This window comes from Sphingomonas sp. MS122, from assembly GCF_049532975.1.
Taxonomy (GTDB): Bacteria; Pseudomonadota; Alphaproteobacteria; order Sphingomonadales; family Sphingomonadaceae; genus Sphingomonas.
The window spans coordinates 648,980-672,323 of the sequence record NZ_CP186695.1 but is presented as its reverse complement, the minus strand read 5'-3'; the positions used below and the strand labels follow the sequence as shown (position 1 = coordinate 672,323).

Sequence of the window (23,344 nt, the reverse complement as noted above, 5' to 3'; positions counted from 1 at the left end):
ATCACCCGGCGCCGGCCGGTTTCAGGCGAAAAGCGCGTCGATGATCTGGTCGGCCGCCTGCTCCGATGCGCAGCACATGGTGTCGATCCGCAGTTCGGGTGCCAGAGGAGGCTCATAGGGACTGTCGATGCCGGTGAAGTTGACGAGCTCGCCGCGCCGCGCCTTGCGGTAGAGTCCCTTCACGTCGCGCGCCTCCGCTTCGGCGAGGGACGTGTCGACGAAGATCTCGATGAACTCGCCGTCCGGGACCATCGCCCGCACCATCTCGCGCTCCGCGCGGAAGGGCGAGATGAAGGCGGCGAGCACGATCAGGCCGGCATCGGCCATCAGCGCCGCGACTTCGCCGACGCGGCGGATATTCTCCACCCGGTCGGCATCGGTGAAGCCAAGGTCGCCGTTCAGCCGGTGGCGCACATTGTCGCCGTCGAGCAGGAAGGTGTGATAGCCGAGCGCGTGCAGCTTGCGCTCGACCTGATTGGCGATGGTCGACTTGCCCGCGCCCGAGACGCCGGTGAACCAAAGCACCTTGGGTGCTTGCGCTTTCATGGCCGCGCGCTGCTCGCGGCGCACCTCGAGCGGTTGCCAATGGATGTTGTCGGCACGGCGCAGCGAGAAATGGAAGGTACCGCCGGCCAGCGTGCGGTGACTTTCGCGATCGACCAGGACGAAGCTGCCGAGCGTGCGGCACTCGGCATAGGCGGCGAAGGGGATGGCGCGATCGAGCCGCAGCGTGACCACGGCGATCTGATTGCACGCCAGGGTGCGAGCGGGCGTCTCGCCGAGCGTTTCCAGATCCACCGCATGCTTGATCTGCATCACCGTCGCGCCGAGCACCGTGCTTGCCGTCTGCAGCAGATAGCGGCGGCCCGGCAGCAGCGGCGCCTCGTCCAGCCACACGAGCGAAGCTTCGAACTGATCGGACACCTGCAACGGCGCCGCGGCGGCGGCGACGACGTCGCCACGGGCGCAATCGATGTCGTCGGCCAGGGTGATCGTCACCGACTGGCCGGCGCGGGCGAGTTCCAGGTCGCCGGCCATCGTCACGATCCGCGCCACGCGGGTCGTGCGGCCCGAGGGCAGGATGCGCACCGGATCGCCGGGGCGGACGACCCCGCTGGGGATCGTGCCCGCGAGGCCGCGGAAGTCCTGGCCGGCGCGGTTGATCCATTGCACCGGCATCCGGAACGGCTTGGTCGCGTCGGCCTCGACGTCGACCTCCACGGCCTCGAGGTGCTCGAGCAAGGTCGGTCCCGAATACCATGGCATCGCATCCGATCGCCCCGCGATATTGTCGCCGTTTCGACCGGAGATCGGAATGGCCGCAAAGCCGGGAATGCCGACCTGGCGTGCGAAGGCCGCATAATCCGCGACCACCGCGTCGAACGACGCCTGTTGGTAGCCCACCAGGTCCATCTTGTTCACCGCCAGCACGATGTGGCGGATGCCCAGCAGCTGGACGATGTAGCTGTGCCGCCGCGTCTGGGTCAGCACGCCCTTGCGCGCATCGATCAGGATCACCGCGAGCTCGGCGGTCGACGCGCCGGTGACCATGTTGCGGGTGTACTGTTCGTGCCCCGGCGTGTCGGCGACGATGAACTTGCGCTTCTCGGTCGCGAAGAAGCGATAGGCGACGTCGATCGTGATGCCCTGCTCGCGCTCGGCGGCGAGGCCGTCGACCAGGGACGCGAAATCGATCGATCTCCTGCCGCTCGACCCCGCGAGGCTGGCGAGCTGGTCTTCCAGGATCAGCTTGGAATCATAGAGCAGGCGTCCGATCAGCGTGGACTTGCCGTCGTCGACCGACCCGCAGGTCAGGAAGCGCAGCAGCGCGCGCTCCTGGTGCTGAGCGAGGCAGGCGTCGAAATTCGCGGCGACCAGCCGATAGGGTTCGGCCATCAGAAATACCCTTCCAGCTTCTTGCGCTCCATGCTCGCATCGCCCTCCTGGTCGATCGCCCGGCCCTGGCGCTCGCTGGTCGTCGCGAGCAGCGTTTCCTGGATCAGTTCGGGCAGGGTCGAGGCCTTGCTCTCCACCGCGCCGCTGAGCGGGTAGCAGCCTAGCGTGCGGAAGCGGATCGAACGCTCGACCGGTATTTCGCCGTTCAAGGGGAAGCGGTGGTCGTCGACCATCAGGATCAGCCCGTCGCGCACCACCGTCGGGCGCGGCGCGGCGAAATAGAGCGGAACGATCTCGATCCGCTCCGCCAGGATATATTGCCAGACGTCGAGCTCGGTCCAGTTGGAGAGCGGGAAGACGCGCAGGCTCTGCCCGTTGCCGACCCGGGCATTGTAAAGCCGCCACAATTCGGGACGCTGGTCGCGCGGCTCCCAGCGATGGTTGCGGTCGCGGAAGCTGAAGATCCGTTCCTTGGCGCGGCTCTTCTCCTCGTCGCGCCGCGCGCCGCCGAACGCCGCGTCGAAGCCATGCGCGTCGAGCGCCTGCTTCAGGCCCTCGGTCTTCCACATCTCGGTGTGCAGGCTGCCGTGGTCGAATGGATTGATCCCGCGCGCGACCGCGTCGGGGTTGCGATGGACGATCAGCTCCATTCCCGCGGCGGCTGCCGCCCGGTCGCGATATTCGTACATCGCGCGGAACTTCCAGGTCGTGTCGACATGGAGCAGCGGGAAGGGCGGGGGAGCGGGGTAGAAGGCCTTGCGCGCGAGATGCAGCATGACCGCCGAATCCTTGCCCGCCGAATAGAGCATCACCGGTCGCCGGGCCTGAGCGACGACCTCGCGCAGGATATGGATGCTTTCGGCCTCGAGCCGCTCGAGATGCGTGAGGGTCGGTGAAAGCGGTGGCGTGAGGCGCATGATGTTCCCGTCATCGGCTCGATCTGGCGCGCAGCATGGCCGGTCCGGGTCGCGCTGAACATTGCCAAGCCCGATGAGCGGCCGGGGAACGCGGGGTAGCCCGGAAGTAGGTGACCGGGTAGGGCGTATCGCGCGAAGGCACTCGCCCGCACCGCGTCACCAGTAAGGGTCAGGCGGTCCCTCCAATGCACCCCGCACGCCCGGGCAACGATCGGCTACCCATCGATCCGGCCTCGAGGAGGGTTCGCGATGCGCTTGGTGATGATCGGCTCCGGCTATGTGGGACTGGTTTCGGGCGCGTGTTTTGCCGATTTCGGGCATGAGGTCGTGTGCGTCGACACGGACGCGGCGAAGGTGGCGACGCTGCGGGCGGGGCGCATCCCGATCCACGAGCCGATGCTCGACCAGCTCGTCGCGCGCAACGCCGCCGCGGGCCGGCTTTCGTTCACCACCGATCTGGCCGAGGCCGTGCGCGAGGCCGATGTCGTGTTCATCGGCGTCGGCACCCCGGCGCGGCGCGGCGACGGGCATGCGGACCTCTCCTTTGTCCATGGCGCGGCGCGCGAGCTTGCGCGCAACCTCGCCGGATTCACCGTGGTGGTGACCAAATCGACGGTTCCGGTCGGCACCGGGGACGAGGTCGAGCGGATCATCCGGGAAACCAATCCCGGCGCCGACTTCGCCGTGGCCTCGAACCCGGAATTCCTGCGCGAAGGTGCTGCGATCGAGGATTTCAAGCGTCCCGACCGCATCGTGATCGGCATCGAGGACGCGCGTGCCCGCGCGGTGCTGGAGGAAGTCTATCGCCCGCTCTTCCTCAACCGCTCGCCCATTCTCTTCACCCGGCGCCGCACGAGCGAGCTGATCAAATATGCCGCGAACGCCTTCCTCGCGATGAAGATCACCTTCATCAACGAGATCGCCGACCTGTGCGAGCAGGCCGGTGCCGACGTGCAGGAGGTCGCGCGCGGGATCGGGCTCGACAATCGCATCGGGCCCAAATTCCTCCATGCCGGGCCCGGCTATGGCGGCTCCTGCTTTCCCAAGGATACGCTCGCGCTGATGAAGACCGCGCAGGACCATGGCGCGCCGCTGCGGCTGGTCGAGGCGACGGTCGCGGTCAACGACGCGCGCAAGCGGGCGATGGCGCGCAAGGTGGTTCAGGCCGCGGGCGGCGACCTGCGCGGCAAGACCGTCGCGGTGCTCGGCCTGACCTTCAAGCCGAACACCGACGACATTCGCGAGGCGCCGGCGCTGACCATCATCCAGGCGCTGCAGGACGGGGGCGCCGCGATCCGCGCCTATGATCCGCAGGGCATGGCGGCGGCCGGGCCGCTGCTCCCCGAGGTCAGCTTCGCCAGTTCCGCCTATGACGCGGCGGAGGGCGCGTCGGCGCTGGTGATCGTCACCGAATGGGACGCGTTCCGCGCGCTCGATCTCCCCCGGCTGCACGCGGCGATGGCGCGCGCGGTGCTCGTCGACCTGCGCAACATCTACAAACCGGACGAGGCCGAGCGCGCCGGGTTCGTCTATGCGAGCGTCGGGCGGCCGGTGCCGGGGGAGGCCGAGCCGCTGCTTGAGGCGGCCGAGTGACCAGGTTCCTCGTCACCGGCAGCGCGGGCTTCATCGGCTTCCACCTCGCGCGGCGGCTGCTCGCCGAAGGACATCGGGTGATCGGCTATGACGCGCTCACCGATTACTACGACCCCGCGCTCAAGCGCGCGCGCAACGCGACCCTCGCGGCGTATCCGGGATACGGTTTCGTCGAGGGCTTGCTCGAGGATCGCGACGAACTGATGCGCGCGGTCGAAGCCGACCCGCCTGAGGTGATCGTCCATCTCGCGGCGCAGGCGGGCGTGCGCTACTCGATCGACGCGCCGGCGACCTATGTCTCGAGCAACCTCACCGGGTCCTGGGCGGTGCTGGAGCTCGCGCGCGCGGTTCGCCCCCGGCACCTGCTGATGGCGTCGACCTCGTCCACCTATGGCGCGAACGCGAAGGTCCCGTTCGGCGAAACCGACTGCGCCGACCATCCCATGAGCCTTTATGCCGCGACCAAGAAGGGCATGGAGGCGATGGCTCACGCCTATGCCCACCTCTTCGACATCCCGAGCACGCTGTTCCGCTTCTTCACCGTCTACGGGCCATGGGGACGCCCGGACATGGCGCTGTTCAAGTTCGCCGGCGCCATTTTCGCCGGCCGGCCGGTCGAGGTCTATGGCAACGGCCGGATGGCACGGGACTTCACCTATGTCGGCGATCTGGTCGAGGCGATCGTGCGGCTGGTCGAGGCTGTGCCGGTACAGGGCGCACCGGTCGACGCGGACGGCGTCGCCGACAGCCTCTCGCCGGTGGCGCCCTACCGGGTCGTGAACATCGCCGGGGGGCGCCCCGTCGAGCTCATGGACTTCATTCGAACCGTGGAGGCCTGTATCGGCAGGCGCGCGCGTCTGGACATGCTGCCGATGCAGGCGGGGGACGTGGCGCTCACCGTCGCGGATCCGTCGCTGCTGCGCGCGCTGACCGGCTATGTTCCGGATACCGGGATCGCAGACGGCGTCGCGGCCTTTGTCGACTGGTATTGCGACTATCATGGGGTGTCACGGGATCGCGGCGGGCCGGAAACCGCGCGGGCCGCCGTCGCTATCTGAACAGGGGCAGGTCGCGTTCCTCCGGCGGAGGGCGAACGACCTCGGCAGCGCCGGAAGGGGAGGCGAGCAGCTCGCCGGCGGGTTCGATGTCGAGATAATGCGGCCGGAACATCGCGATCGTCGCCAGGCGCGGGAGGTCGGCGATCTCGACGACGCGCCGCCGCCATCCCAGCAGGCCGGCGGATCGTAGCAGCTGCACCGTGCGATTGACCTGCACCGCGCTGAGCCCCCGCGCATCGCCGAGATCGCGCTGCCCCATCGGCATGTCGAACGCGGTGCCTCGCGCCAGGCCGGCGCGTGCGGAACGGTAGAACAGCTCGCAGAACAGGTGCGCGATCCGTTGCGTGGCGCTCAACCTGCCGAGCGAGCGAATCCATTGCCGGTGGATCGCCGCCGCGACCGACGCGTCCCAGAGCAGCGCCTGGCCCAGGACGGGGAATTGCTGGACCGCCGCATCGAGATCGGTCCGGGAAATCTGCGCATAGCAGAGCGACGAGATCGAGCAGGCGGAATGATCCTGGCGTTCCGCGAACAGGCAATCATGGCCCAGGAGGTCGCCGGGCAGGAACAGCTCGATGATCTGCCTCCGGCCGTCGGCAAGCTGGTCGTAGCGGCACGCCCAGCCGTCGAGGATCACGATCATCGGCGATACCGGGTCGCCCTCGACATAGAGGTCCTGCCGGGCCGGCAGGCGATGTGTCCTGTTCTGGATCAATCCGGCGAGTGCTCCCCGTTCCCCGGGCCCCAGCCGCATCTTGCTGTCGAGCTTGGCGAGGAGTGGGTTGAGCACGATCACCTTTCCAAGCGCTTTTCCGCCAAGGCGGAACCAACCAAAGAAGATCATGCTGTTAGCGCATGGTGCCAACCTGTTAATCCGTACTACCCCGTATCACCCATTTTGGGGCAGATGCCGGAATCCGGCGCGCATGGTCGCCGGCGCTCTGCAGGCCGGGCCATTCATGCCCCAAATTGAAGCAAATGGCCGAAGCGCGCTTGCGTCAGAACATCGCCCTCCCGCAATTATAGGCGGGCACCCGCCCGGTGCCGTACCCGACCATGCCGGAATAGCGGACATCATCCTGCGCGAGCGCGTTCAGATATTCCTCGATGTTCGGATAGCCGTCGGCGTCGCGATCGTCGTTCGCATCCCATACATTGGGGTTGGTATTGGTGAACCGGCTCTCCCAGTCGTCCGGCATCCCGTCATTGTCGCGATCGGGCTTGGCGACGCCCGGCGTGAGCCGGGCCCAGCCGCCGACCTCGGCGATGCTCCCCGGCCAGCTCGACGCGAACAGGTAAGGGGCGGAGTCGCAGCTGCGCACGTCCTCGACATACATCTGGTCGACATTGTCGCGGCATATGCCGTCGCGGCAGCGATCGGCGCCGGCGAAGGTGAGGACGTCGCGCAGCGCTTGCTCCGCCGACACGATCCGCGCGGGATCGAATGACGGCCCGGTGACGCCCGGCATCAGCGCATAGGCGAGGTTCTGCACGGTGGCGAGGCCGGTGCGGCTGCAATCGCGCGCGCCGGTGCTCGTCACCCCGCAGATCGAGCTCGGCACGACATGCGCGATGAAGCCGGCGCTGTTCTGGAACGGATCGGTCGTGGCCGATCCGAACTGCCCGGCGACGCGCGTGCGCGGCGTCACATTGCCCCTGGAATGGATGTTGAAGCCGAAGCCCGAGGTGCTGCCGGGGGTGTAGAGCCCGATCAGATAGTTGCCGTCGCTGGAATTGTAGCGCGGCCCGCGCAGATAGACGTTGTTGACATAGTTGGCATAGACGCTGCCGAACTGGTTCGAGACGAGCCCGGCCTCCGCGATGAAGTGGTAGAGGACGTTGTTGACCACATCGACCTGGCCCGTATTGCCCGCGGCCGCCGGGTTCGTCCCGACCGCGATGTTGATGCCGCGCTGCTCGCCATGCTGCGAGAGGTTGTGCGCGATGGTGACGCGCGACGCGGGCTTCAGGAAGAAGGTCTTGCAGTGCAGCGCCGAGACGTGCCCGCCATTGCGGCAGATGTTGGGGCCGATGATCGACCATTGCACGGTGCAGTCGACACACGCCACGTCGAGGCTCTCGTCGGTTCCGAACATCGTCGAGACGTGGTCGATGATCTGGTTGTTGGTGCCCTGCAGCCGGATCGGATCGCCATTCTCCGACGTGCGGCCGAGATGCGGGCCGGTGCGCGTGCGCACGTGGCGCAGGATCATGTGGTTGCCGCCGTGGCGCGTGTCGATCAGCGAATCCACCGGATTGTAGCGGTCGCCCAGCCGGAACTCGATCCCGCCCGGCGAGGTCTGCCCGGCGATGTAGATCTGCGGCTTGGTGATGAACGCCGCCGATTGCAGGACGATCGCCCCGGCGACGTCGAAGACGCAGTAGCGCGGCCGCCCGGCGGGGATCGCATAGGGCGAGGTCACCGCCAGCGCGAGCGCGCACTCGCGATAGCTGATCTTGCCGTCCCCCGCGCTGGCGACATCCTCGAGCGTGTTGATCTTGTAGACCACGGCGTTGGAGCTGCGGACGCTGGTGTGCTTGCCGAAGCCGGTCGCGGTCGGGAAGGCGAGGGGATGGAGCGCCCGGTCCGGGATGCCGCCATCGTCGGGATTGGCGAAGGCGGCGGCGGCGCCCGCCGACGGCGCGGGCGTGGGCGTGGCCGTCGGTTGGGGCGAGGGCGCTGCTGTGGGCGCCGGGGTCGGGCTGGGCGCGACGATGACCCCGGTCTCGCGCAACACCGCCTCGTTCACCCAGCCGTCGGCGCCGTCGCCGAAATCGACTCGCCACCACCGGACGCCAAGGCGCAGGACCGGCCCTTCGACGACCCGGCCGGTGGCGCCGGCGAGCTGCACGCCCGCGCCGGTCTGCAGGTCCCCCGTCATGACCCGGAACTTGGTGGTCAGCTCCACGCCCGATCCGATCGCGACCGGCGCGGCGCGCGCGGTCACCACGGCGACGGCGATCAATGCGATGGCGGCGACCGACAGGGCCGGCACCAGGCTGCGCTTCGGCAAGGAAAGCATAACACGCGACCTCTTTAGTCAACATTCATTAACCATGACTTGGAATGCCCGCGCCTGGTTCAATGATGTTTCCGGTAATCAAGAGCTTATTGCCCGTCAGCGACAGGATTTATAAGTAAATCTGAAGCCTTTACGGACGATCTGCTACGACATTAGTTTAAATAAGATGAATTTTGTCCCGATTTTTACCTAATCTGCCTCGGGGTCTGTCAAGTAATATTGAACAAACGCACATTGTCCTAAAGGACAATGCGTGCGATTACTTGATCTTTGGGGACTGGTTGCGGGCTAGGGATGGGCGCTGGTGATCGCGACGACCTGGGTGCGATTGCTCGCCCCCAGCCGGCGCATCAGTTCCTTCACATGCGCCTTCACCGTGCGTTCGGTGACTCGCAGGCTCGTCGCGATCTGCCGGTTGGTCAGCCCGCGGGACAGGCCGTCGAGGACCTGGCGCTGACGCCCGGTGAGCATCGCGTCATAGCTGCGGCGGACGTTGGACGAGAGCATGATCGACTGGATTGCCGGCTGCTCGAGGATCGAGCGGGGATAGGCGATCCAGCCGCGGCTGACGATCCGGATCGCCTCGACCGTGAGGTCGAACGACATGTCGGCGCTGAGGAAGCCGGCGATCCCGAGGCTCAGCGCGGCGCGCGCATGCTCGGCGTCGACATGCGTCGTCAGGACGAGGATGCTGCCGGGCGGCGCCTCGCGCAGCGGCTCGATCATGCGCGAGAGCGTGGGATGATCGAACGCGTCGGAGGCGAGGTTCAGCAGCGCGGCGGTGCGCCCGTCGATCCCGGCGAGGATCGCCGCCGCCTCCTCGACGCTCCCCGCGGCGATCACCGAGCCCAGGCCCTCGACTCCCTCCAGCGCCGCCACCAGGCAGTCGCGGGTCAGGGAACGGGGGTCGATCACCAGCAGGTACAGTTCGTCCGAACCCGGGCGGCCCGCGTTCCGCCCCCCGCTGATCGCGCGCAGGTTCGCGGTCAACGGCCCGGCTCTTCACGAGATGCGAATGGTGTTCGAGTGGCCACCACGCGAATGATCCGTTTCAGGCGGGCTCCGAACGGCGGCCGAGCAGCCGCAGGATCGGATGGCGCAGCAACGCGGGCTGGGCGTCGCGCGCATAGCGATGATATTGCTGGATGCCGTCGCCGTAATGGAACCGCGCGTGCTTGCGATAGCGGACGCGGTTGAAGACGACACCGGTCACCGTCTCCCCGAACTGCAGGATCGCCGATCGCAGCAGGTCCGGGGTGGTGCGCCCCCATCGCAGGACGAGAAGGGATTGCTCCGCGAAACGCGCCAGTTGCTGGGCGTCGCTCACCGCGAGGACCGGAGGCGTGTTGACGACGATCAGATCGTAGCGCGCGCGAAGGATGGCGAACAGCGCCTCGACCCGCGGCGAAGCGATCGCCGCGCCGGGGTCCGCTGCCGGCCGGTGCGCCATCACGCCGTGCACCGTCGGGTTCGAGCGGCTCGGGAAGATGATCTCGTCGATCTCCGCCTCGCCCCGGATATAGTCCAGCAGGTCCTTGCCCTCCGATTCGTCGTCGAGCAGCGTGGCGAGGCCGGGCCGGCGCAGGTCGAAGTCGACCACCACCGCGCGGCGCCCGCGCGCCACGGCCGCCGCGGCGAGGCCGATCGAGATGCTCGTCTTGCCTTCGTCGGGAAGCGGCGAGGTCACCAGCACGATATTCCCCGTGGCGCGCGGGGCGTTGCGCCCCAGCCGCGTCTCGATCGAGCGGATCGCCTCGGCGAAGACCGTATAGGGCTGATCGATCACGCGCAGATGCGTGGGGATGCGCCGCCGCGCCTTCTTGAGCTCGGGGACCATGCCGAGCGTCGCGAGCCCGGCGATCGCCCATACCTGCGCGGCGCTTCGCACCTGCGTGTCGAGCGCCTCGCTCAGCATGACGATGATCATGCCGAAGATGACCGCGGCGGCGGCCGCCGCCGCCATGATCTGGGTCCGGCGCGGGAAGCTCGGCTGGGTCGGCTGCAGCGCCGGCGAGGCGATCGCGGCGTCGGCCTTCACATTCTTCTCGTTGCGGCTGATCTCCTTCAGCCGTCCGAGCAGCGCGAGATAGACCGCCTGGGTCGCCGTCGCGTTGCGCTCGAGATCGGCCAGCGGCACGCCCTGGACGATGTCGTCGAGCGAGCGGCCGCGAAGCGACGACAGGTCGCCCGCGAGCTGCGCCTCGCGCGAGCGCTGCGCGGAGGCCTCGTTCGCGAGCTGGGCGCGGACACGCCCGGATTCCTGGGCGATGCTGCCGGCCAGCTGGTCGAGCTCGGCGCGCGCCTTGCGCACATCGGGATGCGCGTTGCCATAGAGGGTGGCGAGCTCGCCGAGCCGCCGCTGGGTTGTGGTCTGCTGGCTGCGCAGATCGGCGAGCAGCGGCGACATGATCTGGCCCGCCGAGCCGCTGCGCTGCTCGGTTTCGGCCCGCTGCCCGCGGACCGCGGCGAGTTCGGCCGCCGCGCGTGCCATCTGGGCGGCGCTGGCCTGGCTGCCTGCGCCGGCGTCGAGGCCGTGCGAGCGGCGATAGGCCGCGATCGACTGTTCGGTGGACACGAGCTGGCCGCGCAGTTCGGTGACTCGTTCGCCGAGCGTCTGGATGCGCCGCCGGATCGCCGCCTGGCGCTCCTCGACCTGCGTCTTCACATAGACGCGCGTGATCTTGTTCGCGATGACCGCCGCCTTTTCGGGATTCCGCGAGGTCACCGTGACGTCGATGAAGCTGGACTGGCCATCCTGCGCCACGTCGAGCATCTCGAGCAGCCGGTCGGTGGTGCGTTCGACGAGTTGGGGCGAAACGACGCCCGCGGCCGACGGCGCCGGCTGGTCGTTGCCCCGGTCCCGGAACCGCAGCCGGTCGAAGAACCGGTCCCAGCCGGTCTTCTTGTCCGGATCGGCGTCGGGGTTGAACTCGGCATCGTCGTGCAGGGCGAGGTCGCGCACGACCTGCCGCGCGACCGGGCGCGACTGCAACAGCTGGATCTGCGTTTCGATCTGGTGCTCGCGGCGCAGCTCCGCGTCGCGGATCGAGGCGGCGGTCTCCTCCTCGCCGCGCAGCGCCGACTCCTCGACGTCGACGCGCATCACCGCCGTCGCCTGGTAGCGCGGCTCGATGAATGCCAGGGCCAGTGCCGCGAGCGCGATCACGACCAAGAAGGTGACGACCAGCCGCCCCTGGTGCCGGCGCAGGACGCGCAGAAAGTCGACGCCTGATGCGTCCTGCGGGACGGCAACCGCGCCGGGGCGCATCTCCATCAACGCCTGTTCCTGCATGTTCATCGACCAGACTCCCAGCGCCGCGATTTTGCGAAGGAGCTTAGGCTGCGCTCGATCCACGGATATTGGTCAGAAGGGGGACGCGAAGCGATTTCGGGTAAGCGCCGGGGCGGGAATGCGCAGCTGGCCCCGCTGGCTACCCCCGTGGAGCTATCCCGCTTGCTCGCCTAGGAATCGGCTGCGGCGACCGGCAGACCCGCGGTCTTACAGAGCGAGCGAGGGTCGTGCAGCCTCAGACCCCACAGTCCGGACTGAGCCCCGGTTTCGGCGACACGGAAGCCGCGCCTTTCCCGGAGGGTGGCGCGACGAGGCGCCGCCCCTTGGGGTGGATTCTCCGGCAGGCCGCGCATCTCGCGTCCGGCAATGCCGCCGCGATCGGACTCGGCATGGTGACGCTCGCGCTGATGGCGCAGATGCTGGGCCCCGCGCTGCTCGGCCTGCTCGCGATGGTCGAAGCCTATGGCCGCTTCGTCGACCAGGTCGTCCGGCTCGAGACCTGGCAGGCGGTGATCCGCTACGGCACCGAGGCCCTCGAGGCGGGGGACGATCGGCGCTTTGTCGAGCTGGTCGGCTTCGGGATCGCGCTCGACATCACCGGCGCGCTTGCCGCCGGTGCGGTGGCGCTGCTCGCGATTCCGCTGGTCGGGGATTGGATCGGCTGGGGTGCGGAGGCGCGGTCGATGGCGAGCTTCTACGCCATCGCGGTCGCGTTCGGCATCTCGTCGACTCCGACCGGGATCCTGCGCCTGTTCGACCGGTTTGCGCTGATCGCGTGGATCGATCCTGCCCTCGCGGTGCTTCGGCTGCTCGCGGTCCTGCTGGTATGGGTGCTCGGCGGTTCGATCTGGGCGCTGCTGGCGATCACGATCGCGGTGCCGTGCCTTCAGCGCCTGTGCCTAGCGGCCGCGGCGTGGCGCGAGCTGCGCCGGCGCGGATACCGGTGCCGGCCCCGGCTCGGCGCGCTGGCGGACACGCGCCAGTTCCGGGGAATCTGGGCCTTCATCCTTTCGTCAAATGGCGCGGTGCTCGTGCGCAAGAGCACCCAGGAGCTCGACATCCTCGCGGTCGGCGCGGTCGCGGGCCCGATCGGCGCCGGCATCTATCAGCTGGTGCGCAAGTTCACGCTGGCCGCGATGAAGGCCGGCGCGATGGTCCAGCAAGTCGTCTTTCCCGATCTCGCCCGGCTTTGGGCGCGGCGCGACCTCGACGGTTTCGTGATGGCGATCCGGCAGATCGAGCTGCTCACGCTCGGCGTCGCGATCCTGTTCGTCCTTGGCGCCGTGTTCGCGGGCGACATCGCCATCCGCTTGATCGCCGGCCCCGAGTTCGAGGATGCGGAGGGGCCCCTGATCGTCCAGTCGATCGCAGCCTTGCTGTTCCTGGCGGGCGGCGCCCTGCGGCCGGCACTGATGACCATGGGGTTGCAACCGAAGGTGTTCGCGATCGCAGTGGTCGCGGCAGCCGCGTTCTTCGCTGCGCTCTATGTGGCAACGCCGGCGCTTGGCGTGAGCGGCGCCGGCATTGCCCACATCGTCTTCAACCTCATATCGCTAGTTGCATGTCTGGCGCTCTTTGCGCGGACATTGCGGCGGGAGCGTGCTGCGCTGGCCGCAACGCGGGAAGCGGCTGCGGCTGCGGCGGCCGCGGCGCTTCGCCCGCCAGCCCCCTGCTGACCGCCCAGATCGCCGCCTGCGTGCGGTTGCGGACGCGCAGCTTGCGCAGGATCGCCTTGATGTGCACCTTGACCGTGGCGTCGGCGATATTGAGCCGGCGCGAGATGACCTTGTTGGGCTCCCCATCGACCAGGCATCGCAAGATATCCACTTCGCGCGCGGACAGGTTGGTGCCGCTCGCGCCGACATCCCAGCAGCGGGAAATCGCGCTCGAGGGCGCACTCGCGAGCGAGCCGGCGATCTGCGAGGGCAGCACCTTCTCGCCGAGCGCGGTCAGGCGCAGCGCGCCGGCCAGCGGATCGCACGAAATCTCCTTCACGAGATAGGCATCGACCGCGCCGGTCGCGAATGCCCGCGAGACGTCTTCCATGCTGTATCCATCGGCCATGATCACGATGCGCGGCTTGGGACAGCGTTCGCGCACGTCGGCGCAGACGCCGAGCCCTTCGTCGATATCATTGGCATCGACGATGACGACGGACGGGTCGTTCTCCGTATCCAGGTCATCGACGCAGGATACGGCGCAATCGACATGGAAATCCTGTTCGGCAAGGATGCGCCTTAGTCCCTCGCGGACGATCTCGTTCTTGCCAACGATGTTCACGTGGATGGGTTCGCTCGACATAGAAAAACCTCCCTACCGTTTTCGACGATAGCCGATTTGGATCGCCCGTTTGGACGACCGGATTACTTCTATTTCATGGGGCGACCCCAATTTGGGTTTATATATTCAAAAGCAGAACAAAAAATATCGTAGTTTAAAATGTACTAAGATATCGTCCGTATTAATTTTGCGGGTGACACAGATCGGGACAAATCGCGGCCTTCACCATCGGAGTATTGTTCGTTCGACCAATCCGGCCGCGCGGCCGCGCGACTCGGGCGCGCCGGGGCCGATTTGCATTTCCGGGCATCTTCGGGCTTCCCGAATCGATGCGATCCTCGCTCGCGGGCCTCCGTAGAATCCCCAAGTTCGAGTCGCCTTCGCAAAGGCGTAGACCGGAAATGCGACCGAGACATCGCCGCGAGGCGATGTCTTGAACTCGGATGGCGGTTTCGTGAGGGGCCGCCATTCGCTTTCGGGATCACGGAAGACCTTCGCCGAGCCGGCGACCCCTCATAGGGACGAGGCCCGCCGCGCGACGGGACCGGTGCGCGTGCGGATCGGCGATCAGGCGCAGCCAGCGCTCGAGAATCGCATCTTCCCCGAATTGGCGCGCGCGTTCGATGGCCTTGACACCCATCTGGCGGCGGCGCCCCTCCGAATTCATGACCTCCCCCAATCGCCCCGCTAACTCCCCGATATCCTCCGGCGGCACGAGGATGCCGCTGACCTCCGGCTCGATCATGTCGGAGGGGCCGAAGTCGCAATCGAAGGCCACCACCGCCAACCCCGCCTGCATCGCTTCCCCGATAACATTGGCGAATCCTTCGTAGCGGGAGGAGAGCACGAACATGCTCGCGGCGTTGATCCATTCGCCATGCCGCTCGGTTCTGCCGGGGAGGTGCGCGCGGCCCGAGAGTCCGTGTTCGCGGATCATCGCCTCGAGCCGTGGTCGTTCCGGTCCTTCGCCGAAGATGAGGAGGTTCCAGTCAGGGAAGCGGCTCGCGATCCGGGCGAATGCCTGGATCAGTAGGTCGAACCCCTTTTGCTCGGTCAGGCGGCCCACGGCGACCAGCTGCGGCGGGCCTGCTTCGCGTGGCCGGAAGGGGAGCGAGGGGACCGGATTCGGGATGACGATCGCGCGCGACCTCTCCGCATCTGGCAACCGCTCCTTGCCGCGTTCGGTCAGCATCACGATCGCCGTGGCGTGCGGATAGAGGCGACGGATCATCACGCGCCAGAGCGGATGGGCGGGTTGGCGATCGGGGTTGTTGCGTTCGGAAACGATGACGGGGGCGCGCCTGCCGGCCATGGCCAGCAAAGTCAGCACGTTGATCTTGGTGAGGAACGACAGGACGACGTCGAACCGCCGGCCGGAAAGCGCGCGTCGCAGCGCGATCAAGCGGCGAATGCTCCTGCCGAACCGGGAGAGTGCCTTGCCTCCCGATGGCAAACCGAGACGCACGAGTTCGACTCGCGGATCGATACTGTGAAAGATCGGGTCGCCGGGCGCATCGAAGGTGATCAGCGTGACGCGCCATCCACGGGCGATCGCGGCGTTGGCGATCTGGCTAAGGACCCGCTCCGCACCGCCCGCTTCCAGCGCCGACAGGACGAATGCCACGTTCATGCGCGCAGCCTCATGGAAACCGGGCCGAACAGGCGCTCGATCCGCTGTCGCGTCAGATCGCGCAGCGATCGAATATGCGTGTCGGCGTGGTGCCGCTCGCTCGGCGGGCCGCGAGGATGGATCGCGCCGGCGCGGTCGATCTGTATCGTGGCCCAGCCCAGCGCTCGGGGCGCCAGAAAATCCTTGGCCGGATTGTCCGCCACATAGACGAAACGATGCGAGCGGCCGCGATGGGCGGCCTCGACGGCTTCGAAGGCGCGCCGGTGCGGCTTCCAATATTCCCGGCCCCAGTCGTCCGTGAAGATGATCGGCTCGACGGCGTAGCCCGCGAGCCCCAGCGCGGCGGCCTTGCGCCGTTGCGTGTTGGCGAACCCGTCGCTGATCAGGGCCAGCCTGAATCCATGATCGCTGGCGAGAAAGGCCCGCGCGTCCGGCGCCAGCGCGATCTGGGGGACATGGTCGCGATAGACGGCCACCATCGCCGCGATCGTCGATGGGTCGACGGGCACCCCCAGCTCTGACAGCGTCGCATCGAACAGGCGATCGCGGCGGCCGGCATGCCAGAGCCTGGTCGCGATTGCGGCAAATCCATGCACGCCGAGCCGCCACTGGACCCAGACGTCGACCGAACGGATGCCGCTGCGGACATAGTCGCATTCGCGATACAGCGTATCGTCGAGATCGAAGACGATCGTTGTGCTCATAGCCTGACGAAGATCGCAGCGTCGAACCGCAGCATCGCGACTCCGGCGATCCATTTGTTCGCGGCCGTGCTCGGAAGTGCCAGCCGTTCCTCGATCAGCCATTGCGCGAAACTCGCGCCGGCATAGTCGGCGAGGGGGTAGCCGCCGCCGAAGCGCGCATTGATCTCGAATACCTTCGCCGAGCCGTCGGCGGTGATGATCGCCTGGTAGCAGAGCGCGCCGTACGGACCGGGTAGGCAGGCCGCCATCTGTTCGGCGATGTCCATCAGCTGGCGCTGCCACCCGGTCACGCCCTTCTCGACCTCGCCGGCGCGGACTTGCACGCGGCGATGCGGTACGACCGAACGCAGGGCACCCGCCTGGTCGAAATAGACGTTCACCGTCCATTCCTCGCCCACCAGCAGTTCCTGGACGACCATCGGTTCCGTGCCGATGTTGGTGAGGGCGCGCAGATCGTCGATCCGCGTGATCGCGCGTCCCGCGCTGCCATGGCGGGGCTTGACGATCGCCGGCCCGTCCCAGTCCGAGGGGTCGGCGAGCGCCGCATCGATGGTCCGGGGAACCGGGATCCCATGCTCGGCGAGGAAGATGGCGGTGCGCAGCTTGTCCCGGCAGATCTCGATCACCGGCAGCCCGCTCACCGCCACCGTCGTGCCGGCCGCCGCGAGCCGATCGCGCGCTTCCGCCAGGGGCAGCAGCTCTGGATCGATCGTGGGGACGACGAGCCCGACATGATATTCACGGCAAATCGCCTCGATCGCCGGAATGTAGTCCGGATCGTCCGCATAGGGCACCCGTACCGCCAGGTCGGCAAGCCGACAGGCGGCGCTCCATTCGGGCTGCACGTCGCAGGCGATGATACGCAGATCGACGTGCAGAGCGGCGGCGGCGCGGCGGAACGCCCGCAGCAGGCCCACGCGCCGTCCCGCCGAACACAGCAAGATCGTGAGATGCCGGTCGTGGCCGTTCACCGGCGGAACCTCCAACGCCTGCTCGCCAATGAGTTGGTGCATCACATTATCTCCCGGATGAGCAGGAAGGCTTCCGCCGCCCGTCGATGTACGGTGGCGCCGCGCAGGGTCGCGAGCGCGCGCAAGGCTTCAGGCGAGCGTTCGTTCGGGAAGGCGCGGCATTGCGATCGGTAGCAGGCGAAGGCGTCGAGCTTGCGTTCGAGCGTCTCGTGGATGTCGATGAAGACGTTCGGCACGAACGTCGGGTCGACATGCGGCGCCGACCAGTTGGTCTCGGACAATGTCTCGTAAGCGTAGAGGCGGACGGGATAGTTCCAGCCATATGGCCGCGCGGCGACGAGGGCGGAGCGGAAGATGAGCTGGTGATCGAGGTGGATGTCGCCGCCGAACGGCAGGAACAGCGTGTCCGGCTCCACCGCCGCGAACAGCGTGCTCATCGTCGCGTTGAGCTCGGCATGGGGGACGCGGTCGAGCTCGGCGGCGGGATGGTCGAGATGATGGGTCTGCGCGACACCGAGCAGCGCGTGTGCGGCCGCGGCCTCCTGCCGGACTCGTTCGACATCCTCTGCCTGGTAGCGCGGCGGCGTGCCCCGCGTGGCGACCGCGACATGGACGTCGTGCCCGGCCGCGGCGAGGCGCGCGATCGTGCCGCCGCATCCGAGAATCTCGTCGTCGGGATGCGGCGCGACCACCAGGACGGTTCCCATCCGCACGAGGGGATCGATCATGCGCCGCCTCCGAGCACGCTATGCAGCATGGGCGCGCCGGACGCCGCCGTTTCGAAGTCCAGAACGTGGAGCGCACGGCCGTCGCCGCACCGGACCGCGAATCCCGTCTCGTCACGCAGGACGACTTGGCCGGGACTAGCGTGCTTGCGGTCGGCGCAGGCGCAGGCGCGGGCGGACCAGATGGTGACTCGCTTGCCGGCCGCATCCGTGAAGGCGCCCGGATAAGGTCGGCCGACCGCACGTACCAGTCGCTCGACCTGCTCCGCGGGTTCGCGCCAGTCGATCTGCCCGTCGCTGGGGCGGCGCCGAGTCGCCCAGGTCGCGACCGCCTCGTCCTGCACCTCGCCGGGAACCGGCCCTTGGGCCAGCTGCGGAAGCAGCTCGCGCAGCATTGCGTCGAGCGCGGTCATATGCTTGGCATAGAGCGTGCCGGCGGTCTCGCCCGGCGCGACATGGAAGAAGCGCTGCGCCAGCAGCGGTCCGCTGTCGACCCCGTCATCGATCCAGAACAGGCTCGACGCGGTGATCTTCTCGTCGAGCAGGATTGTCCATGGAATCACCGCCCGCCCGCGCAACCGGGGGAGCGGAGCGGGATGATAGCCGACCACGCGCCCCCCCGCCGCGGCGCGGAACTCGGGGCCACAGATCTGCGACCAGCCGATCACGAACACGATATCGGCGGCGAGCGCCCGCATTTCCTCAAGAAAAGCAGGCGCATTGCACTGCGCCACGGGAACCAGTGATGCGCCGTGGTGCGCGGCGACCGGCGCGAGGTCGACGAAATCCGAATGCCGCGCGGCAAGCTCGGGCGGCAGGGTGGCGATGGCGGCGAGCTCCCAGCCCGGCGTGGCGGCGATGGCATTGGCCGCGACGCGCGTGCCCTCAACCGCGCCGATCAGCAGCGCGCGCATAAGCCCTCCCGATATTGAGGTCGCTGATGCGTTCGCCTTGGGCGAGCATTGTCAGGGTGCGCAGGATGATCTTCCCGTCGCGCGCGAGCGAGCGGTTGTCGATGTACCAGAGATCGAGCGCGAGCTTGTCGGCGTCGCCGAGCAGGGCGTTGCCGTTCACCTGCGCCCAGCCGGTAAGGCCCGGTCGCACCTCGCTGCGGCGCTTGCCGCGCTCGCCCATCGCGTCCACCGTCTCAGGGAGCAGCGGCCGCGGTCCGACGAAGCTCATCTCGCCGCGCGCGATGTTCCAGAGCTCGGGCAGTTCGTCGAGCCGGCTGCGCCGCAAGAGCCTGCCGAAGCAGGTGAGGCGCGCTTCGTCGGGGAGCGGCCGCCCGCTCCCAGCGCCAGCGTCGGACATCGAGCGGAATTTGATCAGCTCGAACGCCCGCCCGCCCTCACCCGCGCGGCGCTGGCGGAACAGTATCGGCCGGCCAAGCGTCAGCGTCACCGCCCCGGCGAGCAGTAGCAGGAGCGGGGCCACGGCGACCAGCGCCAGCGCCGCGAGCCCGCGCTCCGCGAACCGGTAGTCGCTCAACGCGCGTCGCCGGCATGGCATGGGCGGCGCGCCGGTCAGGCCCATCTCGCCGAGCAGTTGTGCATTGACCTTGTCCACGCGGAAGCGCTGCTGCGCCAGTTGCCGCGAGTGCGCACCCATCGACCGAACCAGCGCGGGATCTGCGGCGAGCTGCGCCATCGCGTGCGCGAGCGCGAGCACGTCGCGTGGCGGGACGAGCAGCCCGTTTTCGCCCGGCACGACTGTTTCGCGGCAGCCCGGCATGTTGGTGGTGATGATCGGCCGGCCGGTCGCCATGGCTTCGAGGATCGTCCGCGGCAGCCCCTCGCGATACCAGCTCGGCAGCACGAACACGCTCGCTTGGGCGAGCCAGGGGCGAACGTCACGCGTCGCACCGAGATACTCGATCCCGCGGGCGCGCCACGCGTCGACCTCTTCGGCGGCAAACCCGGCAGGGCCCGGCTCGTGCGGGCCCAGAATCTGGAAGCGTGCAGCAGGATGGCGATCCCGGACCGGCGCCGCGGCCTCGACGAACTCGCGGATCCCCTTGTTGCGCATCAGCCGCGCGATCAGGAGGAACACCGGCGCGCCCTCCGGGATCGGGACGTGCCGGAAGTCGACCGTGTCGATCCCCGAACCGGGGACCTGAACGATGCGACGGCCCGGCCCGGCGATGCCATGGCGCCGCATCTCGTCGGCATCGTCGGCATTGAAGACGAAGATCGCCGCCGCGCGCCCCACCGCCACGCGATAGAGCAGCGAGGTCAGCCGCCGCAGCGTGGCCCTCGACCAGGTCGCCGGCCCGTCCTCCGAATAGACATGCCCGAGGCCGCTCACCATCGCGAAGAAGCGGGCCCTGCCGCCGGCCAGCCGCGTGGCGATGCCGCCATAGACGATCGGCTTTTGCGTATAGGCGAGGACGATGTCGGGCGTTTCGGCGCGAAGGATCGCGGTCATTGCGTACAGAGTGCGCAGGTCGCGCAACGGATTGGTCCCCGTACGGTCCATCGGCACCAGCCTGAAGCGCACGCCCATCGCCGACAGCTCGGCGAGCGTCGCCGGGTCCGCGTCCGGCGCACACGCGACCACCTCATGGCCTTCGGCGATCATCTCGCGCAGCAAGGCGCCCCGGAAATTGACCAGCGAGTAGGCGAGGCTCGCGAGCACGAGGACTTTCATGCCTGGCGCACTCCGGCATCGCTCGCGAGCGCGCTGGCGCTGGCAGGCGCGGCGTCGCGGGTGATGCGCTGCACGGCACTGGCGTAGAGCCGGCGGTACTGGACCGCGATGTCGTTGATGTCGAAATGGGCGATGGCGCGCGCCCGCCCCGCCGCGCCGAGGCCCCGCCGCGCGTTCCCGTCGAGCGCCGCGAGCCGCTCGAGCGCGGCGCCCATCGCCTCGGCATCGCGCGGGGGAACGATCAGACCGCCCTCGCCGAGCACCCAGGCGCTGTCGCCGACATCGGTGGCGATGCAGGGCACGCCGCACGCCATCGCCTCGCCCAGGACGTTGGGGAACGCTTCGCCCCAGGCGGAGGAGAGCGCGAGGAGATCGAGTCCCGGCAGCCATTCGGCGACATCGGTGCGCTCGTCCGCCAGCGTCACCGCCTCGGGCGGCAGGCACGTCGCGATTGCCTGCCGCAGGGCGGTATCGGGCCCGCCCATTCCCGGTCCGACGAGGAGCAGCCGCAGGTCGTGCCCCGCGGAACGCGCGCGCGCGATTCCGCGGACCAGCATCGCATGATCCTTCATCGGGTGATTGCGCGCGATCATGCCCACCAGGATCCCCTCATCGGGAAGGCCGAACACCATGCGCAGCCGGCTGCGCGCCGAAGGGTCCGGACGGTAGCGCGACAGGTCGAAGCCGTTGGGGATATGGATCGCGCGCGACGGGTCGAAACCGATCGCGGCATGCTCCTTGGCCGCGGTGCGCGAATTGTAGATGATTCCATCCGCCGATCGCGACAGCCGCGCGCTGAGCGCGAACAGCGCGCGGCTGCTGCGCTTCTCGACGCTGGGATCGGCCAGCGAGTGGCGCACGTTCCAGAACACCGGTACCTTGCGCCCGGCGGCGAGCCCGGCGACGCTGGCGGCGAGATTGCCGTGGTACATCCAGCCCTGGAGGATGTCGGGCCGCAGCATGGCCGTGATCCGCAGGAGCCGCAGCGTCGCGACCGGGCCCGGGATCCCGCGCGACATGCCGAGGGTATAGGTCGGGCAGCCAGTGTCCCGCAGGCGCGGCGCGAGCGTGCCGGGCCGCATCAGCGAGAGCACCGCGGGGCGCGCGCATTTGCGCTTGGCAACGCCGGCTTCGACCAGCTTGACGAGCATCGCCTGCGCGCCGCCGACGTCGAGGCTGGTGGTGACGTGCTGCACGAGCCCCGGCATCGCCGAAGCGGCGCAATAGGATGGCGCGTTCATGCTGCGAGCACCTCCCGATAGATGGCCGTGACCTTTTTCACATGATGCCCGACGCTGAACTTCAGCAGCGCTTCCTGCCGGGCGCGATGGGCGATCGTGGCGGCGAGTTCGGGACGGTCGATCAGCTCGAGCACGTGCGCGGCGAGATCAGCGGGATCGTCGGCGCGCGCGAGCAGGCCGTTACCGCGATGGCGGATCGCCTCGAGATTGCCGCCGGATGCCGCGGCCACGACCGGCGTGCCGACCAGCATCGCTTCGACCAGCGTGCGTCCGAACGGTTCCTCGACCGCCGGCACCACGAGCGCGTCGCTGGCCGCGAGCCAGGGCTCGACGGGCTGGACGAACCCCATGATGCGGACGAGGTCATTGACGCCCAGCTCGTCGATCAGCGCGCGCAGGCGTGCCTCGATTCCGGGCTCGAATTCCTCGCCGAACATGGGCGCGATCAGGCGGAGGTCCGGTCGCCGCTGGCGTAGCGCGGCGATCGTCTCGACGAAGACGAGCGGGCGTTTGCGTTCGGAGAAATGTCCGAGAAACGCGAGCACAGCGGTCTCCGGACCAATGCCGAGACGGGATTGGAGCGCGGCGCGCGCCGCTTCGCGATCGATCCCGGCGATCGAGGTGTCGAACGGGCTGTAGACGGCGGAGGCCTTGCGGCGCGCCGACCACAAGCCCGGCTCGGGGGCGGCATAGTTTGAGACGCACAGCACGCGGCTCGCCAATAGCGGTGCCTGCACGCGCAGCCCGCGAGCGCGGGGATGGCCGCGATGATGCCAGATATGGCGCGCACCGGCGAGGCGCGCGGGCAGCGCCCAGGTCGCGTGCATCGGCCCTTCGTTGGTATGGACGATGCGGATGTCGCGTGCCTTCAGATAGGCGCGCATGCGCAGCATGTCCGGCACGTACCGCGCGAGCTCGCGCGCGGCGACGCGATCGCCCGGCCGCCAGACATGCACCGGTGGCGCGAGCTCGAACCGGATGCCTTCGCGCTCGACGAAATCGCGCAGCGGGCCCTCCAGGCTGTGCAGGAGGACGATCGGCTCGAACTCGATCGAGTCCAGCGACTGGACGAGCTTCAGCGCCGACACATGGCTCCCGCCGATCAGGCCCCCCGCGAACGGGAAGCAGATCCGCGTCCGCCGCGAGAGAGCCGGATGAGAGCGGGTGCCATGCCCCTGCGTGGCGAACGCCGCGATGCCTTCCGGAACAATGGTGGTTGGTCGCTCGATCATCATCGATCGCTCGGTCCCCTGCTCAAACGACAAGGGTTTTCGCCCATCGAACCCGCACCCGCCACGGCAACTTCGGACACTGCCCAAAGGAATCAGCGCAGTGAACCGGCGGCTCCTTTGTCCTGCACCCGATCAA

Annotated in this window: 17 protein-coding genes and 1 pseudogene; 3 read left to right on the top strand and 15 right to left on the bottom strand. The window is 68.3% G+C overall.

Going from position 1 to position 23,344, the window contains the following annotated elements; translation table 11 throughout:
• Positions 1-21: 21 nt before the first annotated feature.
• Complete coding sequence (gene cysC / locus ACO227_RS03140; protein WP_423605203.1) at positions 22-1,896, bottom strand: adenylyl-sulfate kinase; 1,875 nt, start codon at positions 1,894-1,896, stop codon at positions 22-24.
• On the bottom strand, positions 1,896-2,813 hold the full coding sequence (gene cysD / locus ACO227_RS03135; protein ID WP_423605201.1) for a sulfate adenylyltransferase subunit CysD: 918 nt from the start codon (positions 2,811-2,813) through the stop codon (positions 1,896-1,898). Before cysD ends, cysC begins: the two co-directional genes overlap by 1 nt.
• Before the next feature lie 249 nt (positions 2,814-3,062).
• Here cysD and ACO227_RS03130 point away from each other — a divergent pair, with 249 nt between their 5' ends.
• Both ACO227_RS03130 and ACO227_RS03125 read left to right on the top strand, forming a co-directional pair.
• Complete coding sequence (locus ACO227_RS03130) at positions 3,063-4,406, top strand: UDP-glucose dehydrogenase family protein (RefSeq protein WP_423605199.1); 1,344 nt, start codon at positions 3,063-3,065, stop codon at positions 4,404-4,406.
• Positions 4,403-5,464 carry an NAD-dependent epimerase/dehydratase family protein gene (locus ACO227_RS03125; RefSeq protein WP_423605197.1) on the top strand — a complete coding sequence of 354 codons (1,062 nt, stop codon included), beginning with the start codon at positions 4,403-4,405 and terminating at the stop codon, positions 5,462-5,464. The genes ACO227_RS03130 and ACO227_RS03125 overlap by 4 nt, the downstream gene beginning before the upstream one ends.
• Here ACO227_RS03125 and ACO227_RS03120 read toward each other — a convergent pair.
• The 4 genes from ACO227_RS03120 to ACO227_RS03105 form a co-directional block, all read right to left on the bottom strand.
• On the bottom strand, positions 5,457-6,254 hold the full coding sequence (locus ACO227_RS03120) for a Crp/Fnr family transcriptional regulator (RefSeq protein WP_423605195.1): 798 nt from the start codon (positions 6,252-6,254) through the stop codon (positions 5,457-5,459). The genes ACO227_RS03125 and ACO227_RS03120 overlap by 8 nt on opposite strands.
• A gap of 208 nt (positions 6,255-6,462) precedes the next feature.
• Positions 6,463-8,487: a hypothetical protein gene (locus ACO227_RS03115; protein ID WP_423605193.1), complete on the bottom strand. Its 2,025-nt coding sequence runs from the start codon at positions 8,485-8,487 to the stop codon at positions 6,463-6,465.
• 288 nt (positions 8,488-8,775) lie between these two features.
• Entirely contained in the window at positions 8,776-9,477 is a 702-nt protein-coding gene (locus ACO227_RS03110; RefSeq protein WP_423605191.1) for a LuxR C-terminal-related transcriptional regulator, read from the bottom strand.
• 61 nt (positions 9,478-9,538) lie between these two features.
• Positions 9,539-11,785, bottom strand: coding sequence for a GumC family protein (locus ACO227_RS03105; RefSeq protein ID WP_423605189.1), 2,247 nt, complete (start codon positions 11,783-11,785; stop codon positions 9,539-9,541).
• A gap of 383 nt (positions 11,786-12,168) precedes the next feature.
• Between ACO227_RS03105 and ACO227_RS03100 the strand changes: the two are divergent.
• A pseudogene (locus ACO227_RS03100) lies at positions 12,169-12,912 on the top strand (hypothetical protein); the annotation flags it as partial.
• A 412-nt stretch (positions 12,913-13,324) separates the two neighbouring features.
• Here the strand turns inward: ACO227_RS03100 and ACO227_RS03095 are convergent.
• The 9 genes from ACO227_RS03095 to ACO227_RS03055 all read right to left on the bottom strand — a co-directional run bounded on the left by ACO227_RS03095 (position 13,325) and on the right by ACO227_RS03055 (position 23,241).
• Entirely contained in the window at positions 13,325-14,080 is a 756-nt protein-coding gene (locus tag ACO227_RS03095; RefSeq protein WP_423605188.1) for a LuxR C-terminal-related transcriptional regulator, read from the bottom strand.
• A 460-nt stretch (positions 14,081-14,540) separates the two neighbouring features.
• Complete coding sequence (locus tag ACO227_RS03090) at positions 14,541-15,689, bottom strand: glycosyltransferase family 4 protein (RefSeq protein ID WP_423605186.1); 1,149 nt, start codon at positions 15,687-15,689, stop codon at positions 14,541-14,543.
• Positions 15,686-16,393, bottom strand: a complete 708-nt coding sequence (locus ACO227_RS03085; protein WP_423605185.1) for an HAD family hydrolase — start codon at positions 16,391-16,393, stop codon at positions 15,686-15,688. The genes ACO227_RS03090 and ACO227_RS03085 overlap by 4 nt, the downstream gene beginning before the upstream one ends.
• Positions 16,390-17,406: an ATP-grasp domain-containing protein gene (locus tag ACO227_RS03080; RefSeq protein WP_423605183.1), complete on the bottom strand. Its 1,017-nt coding sequence runs from the start codon at positions 17,404-17,406 to the stop codon at positions 16,390-16,392. Before ACO227_RS03080 ends, ACO227_RS03085 begins: the two co-directional genes overlap by 4 nt.
• Positions 17,406-18,092, bottom strand: a complete 687-nt coding sequence (locus ACO227_RS03075) for a PIG-L deacetylase family protein (protein WP_423605181.1) — start codon at positions 18,090-18,092, stop codon at positions 17,406-17,408. The genes ACO227_RS03080 and ACO227_RS03075 overlap by 1 nt, the downstream gene beginning before the upstream one ends.
• Positions 18,089-19,003, bottom strand: coding sequence for a formyltransferase family protein (locus tag ACO227_RS03070; RefSeq protein WP_423605180.1), 915 nt, complete (start codon positions 19,001-19,003; stop codon positions 18,089-18,091). Before ACO227_RS03070 ends, ACO227_RS03075 begins: the two co-directional genes overlap by 4 nt.
• Positions 18,975-20,735 carry a sugar transferase gene (locus tag ACO227_RS03065; RefSeq protein WP_423605179.1) on the bottom strand — a complete coding sequence of 587 codons (1,761 nt, stop codon included), beginning with the start codon at positions 20,733-20,735 and terminating at the stop codon, positions 18,975-18,977. The genes ACO227_RS03070 and ACO227_RS03065 overlap by 29 nt, the downstream gene beginning before the upstream one ends.
• Positions 20,732-21,976: a glycosyltransferase gene (locus tag ACO227_RS03060; RefSeq protein ID WP_423605177.1), complete on the bottom strand. Its 1,245-nt coding sequence runs from the start codon at positions 21,974-21,976 to the stop codon at positions 20,732-20,734. Before ACO227_RS03060 ends, ACO227_RS03065 begins: the two co-directional genes overlap by 4 nt.
• Positions 21,973-23,241, bottom strand: coding sequence for a glycosyltransferase family 4 protein (locus ACO227_RS03055; RefSeq protein WP_423605175.1), 1,269 nt, complete (start codon positions 23,239-23,241; stop codon positions 21,973-21,975). The genes ACO227_RS03060 and ACO227_RS03055 overlap by 4 nt, the downstream gene beginning before the upstream one ends.
• Between the last annotated feature and the right edge of the window lie 103 nt (positions 23,242-23,344).

Bases quoted from the DNA above. Each gene is read 5' to 3' on its own strand.
- ACO227_RS03085 (WP_423605185.1), bottom strand. From the start codon at position 16,393: ATGAGCACAACGATCGTCTTCGATCTCGACGATACGCTGTATCGCGAA.
- ACO227_RS03080 (WP_423605183.1), bottom strand. From the start codon at position 17,406: ATGCACCAACTCATTGGCGAGCAGGCGTTGGAGGTTCCGCCGGTGAAC.
- ACO227_RS03075 (WP_423605181.1), bottom strand. From the start codon at position 18,092: ATGATCGATCCCCTCGTGCGGATGGGAACCGTCCTGGTGGTCGCGCCG.
- ACO227_RS03115 (WP_423605193.1), bottom strand. From the start codon at position 8,487: ATGCTTTCCTTGCCGAAGCGCAGCCTGGTGCCGGCCCTGTCGGTCGCC.
- ACO227_RS03130 (WP_423605199.1), top strand. From the start codon at position 3,063: ATGCGCTTGGTGATGATCGGCTCCGGCTATGTGGGACTGGTTTCGGGC.
- ACO227_RS03060 (WP_423605177.1), bottom strand. From the start codon at position 21,976: ATGAACGCGCCATCCTATTGCGCCGCTTCGGCGATGCCGGGGCTCGTG.
- ACO227_RS03065 (WP_423605179.1), bottom strand. From the start codon at position 20,735: ATGAAAGTCCTCGTGCTCGCGAGCCTCGCCTACTCGCTGGTCAATTTC.
- cysC (WP_423605203.1), bottom strand. From the start codon at position 1,896: ATGGCCGAACCCTATCGGCTGGTCGCCGCGAATTTCGACGCCTGCCTC.
- cysD (WP_423605201.1), bottom strand. From the start codon at position 2,813: ATGCGCCTCACGCCACCGCTTTCACCGACCCTCACGCATCTCGAGCGG.
- ACO227_RS03095 (WP_423605188.1), bottom strand. From the start codon at position 14,080: ATGTCGAGCGAACCCATCCACGTGAACATCGTTGGCAAGAACGAGATC.
- ACO227_RS03105 (WP_423605189.1), bottom strand. From the start codon at position 11,785: ATGAACATGCAGGAACAGGCGTTGATGGAGATGCGCCCCGGCGCGGTT.
- ACO227_RS03090 (WP_423605186.1), bottom strand. From the start codon at position 15,689: ATGAACGTGGCATTCGTCCTGTCGGCGCTGGAAGCGGGCGGTGCGGAG.
- ACO227_RS03070 (WP_423605180.1), bottom strand. From the start codon at position 19,003: ATGCGCGCGCTGCTGATCGGCGCGGTTGAGGGCACGCGCGTCGCGGCC.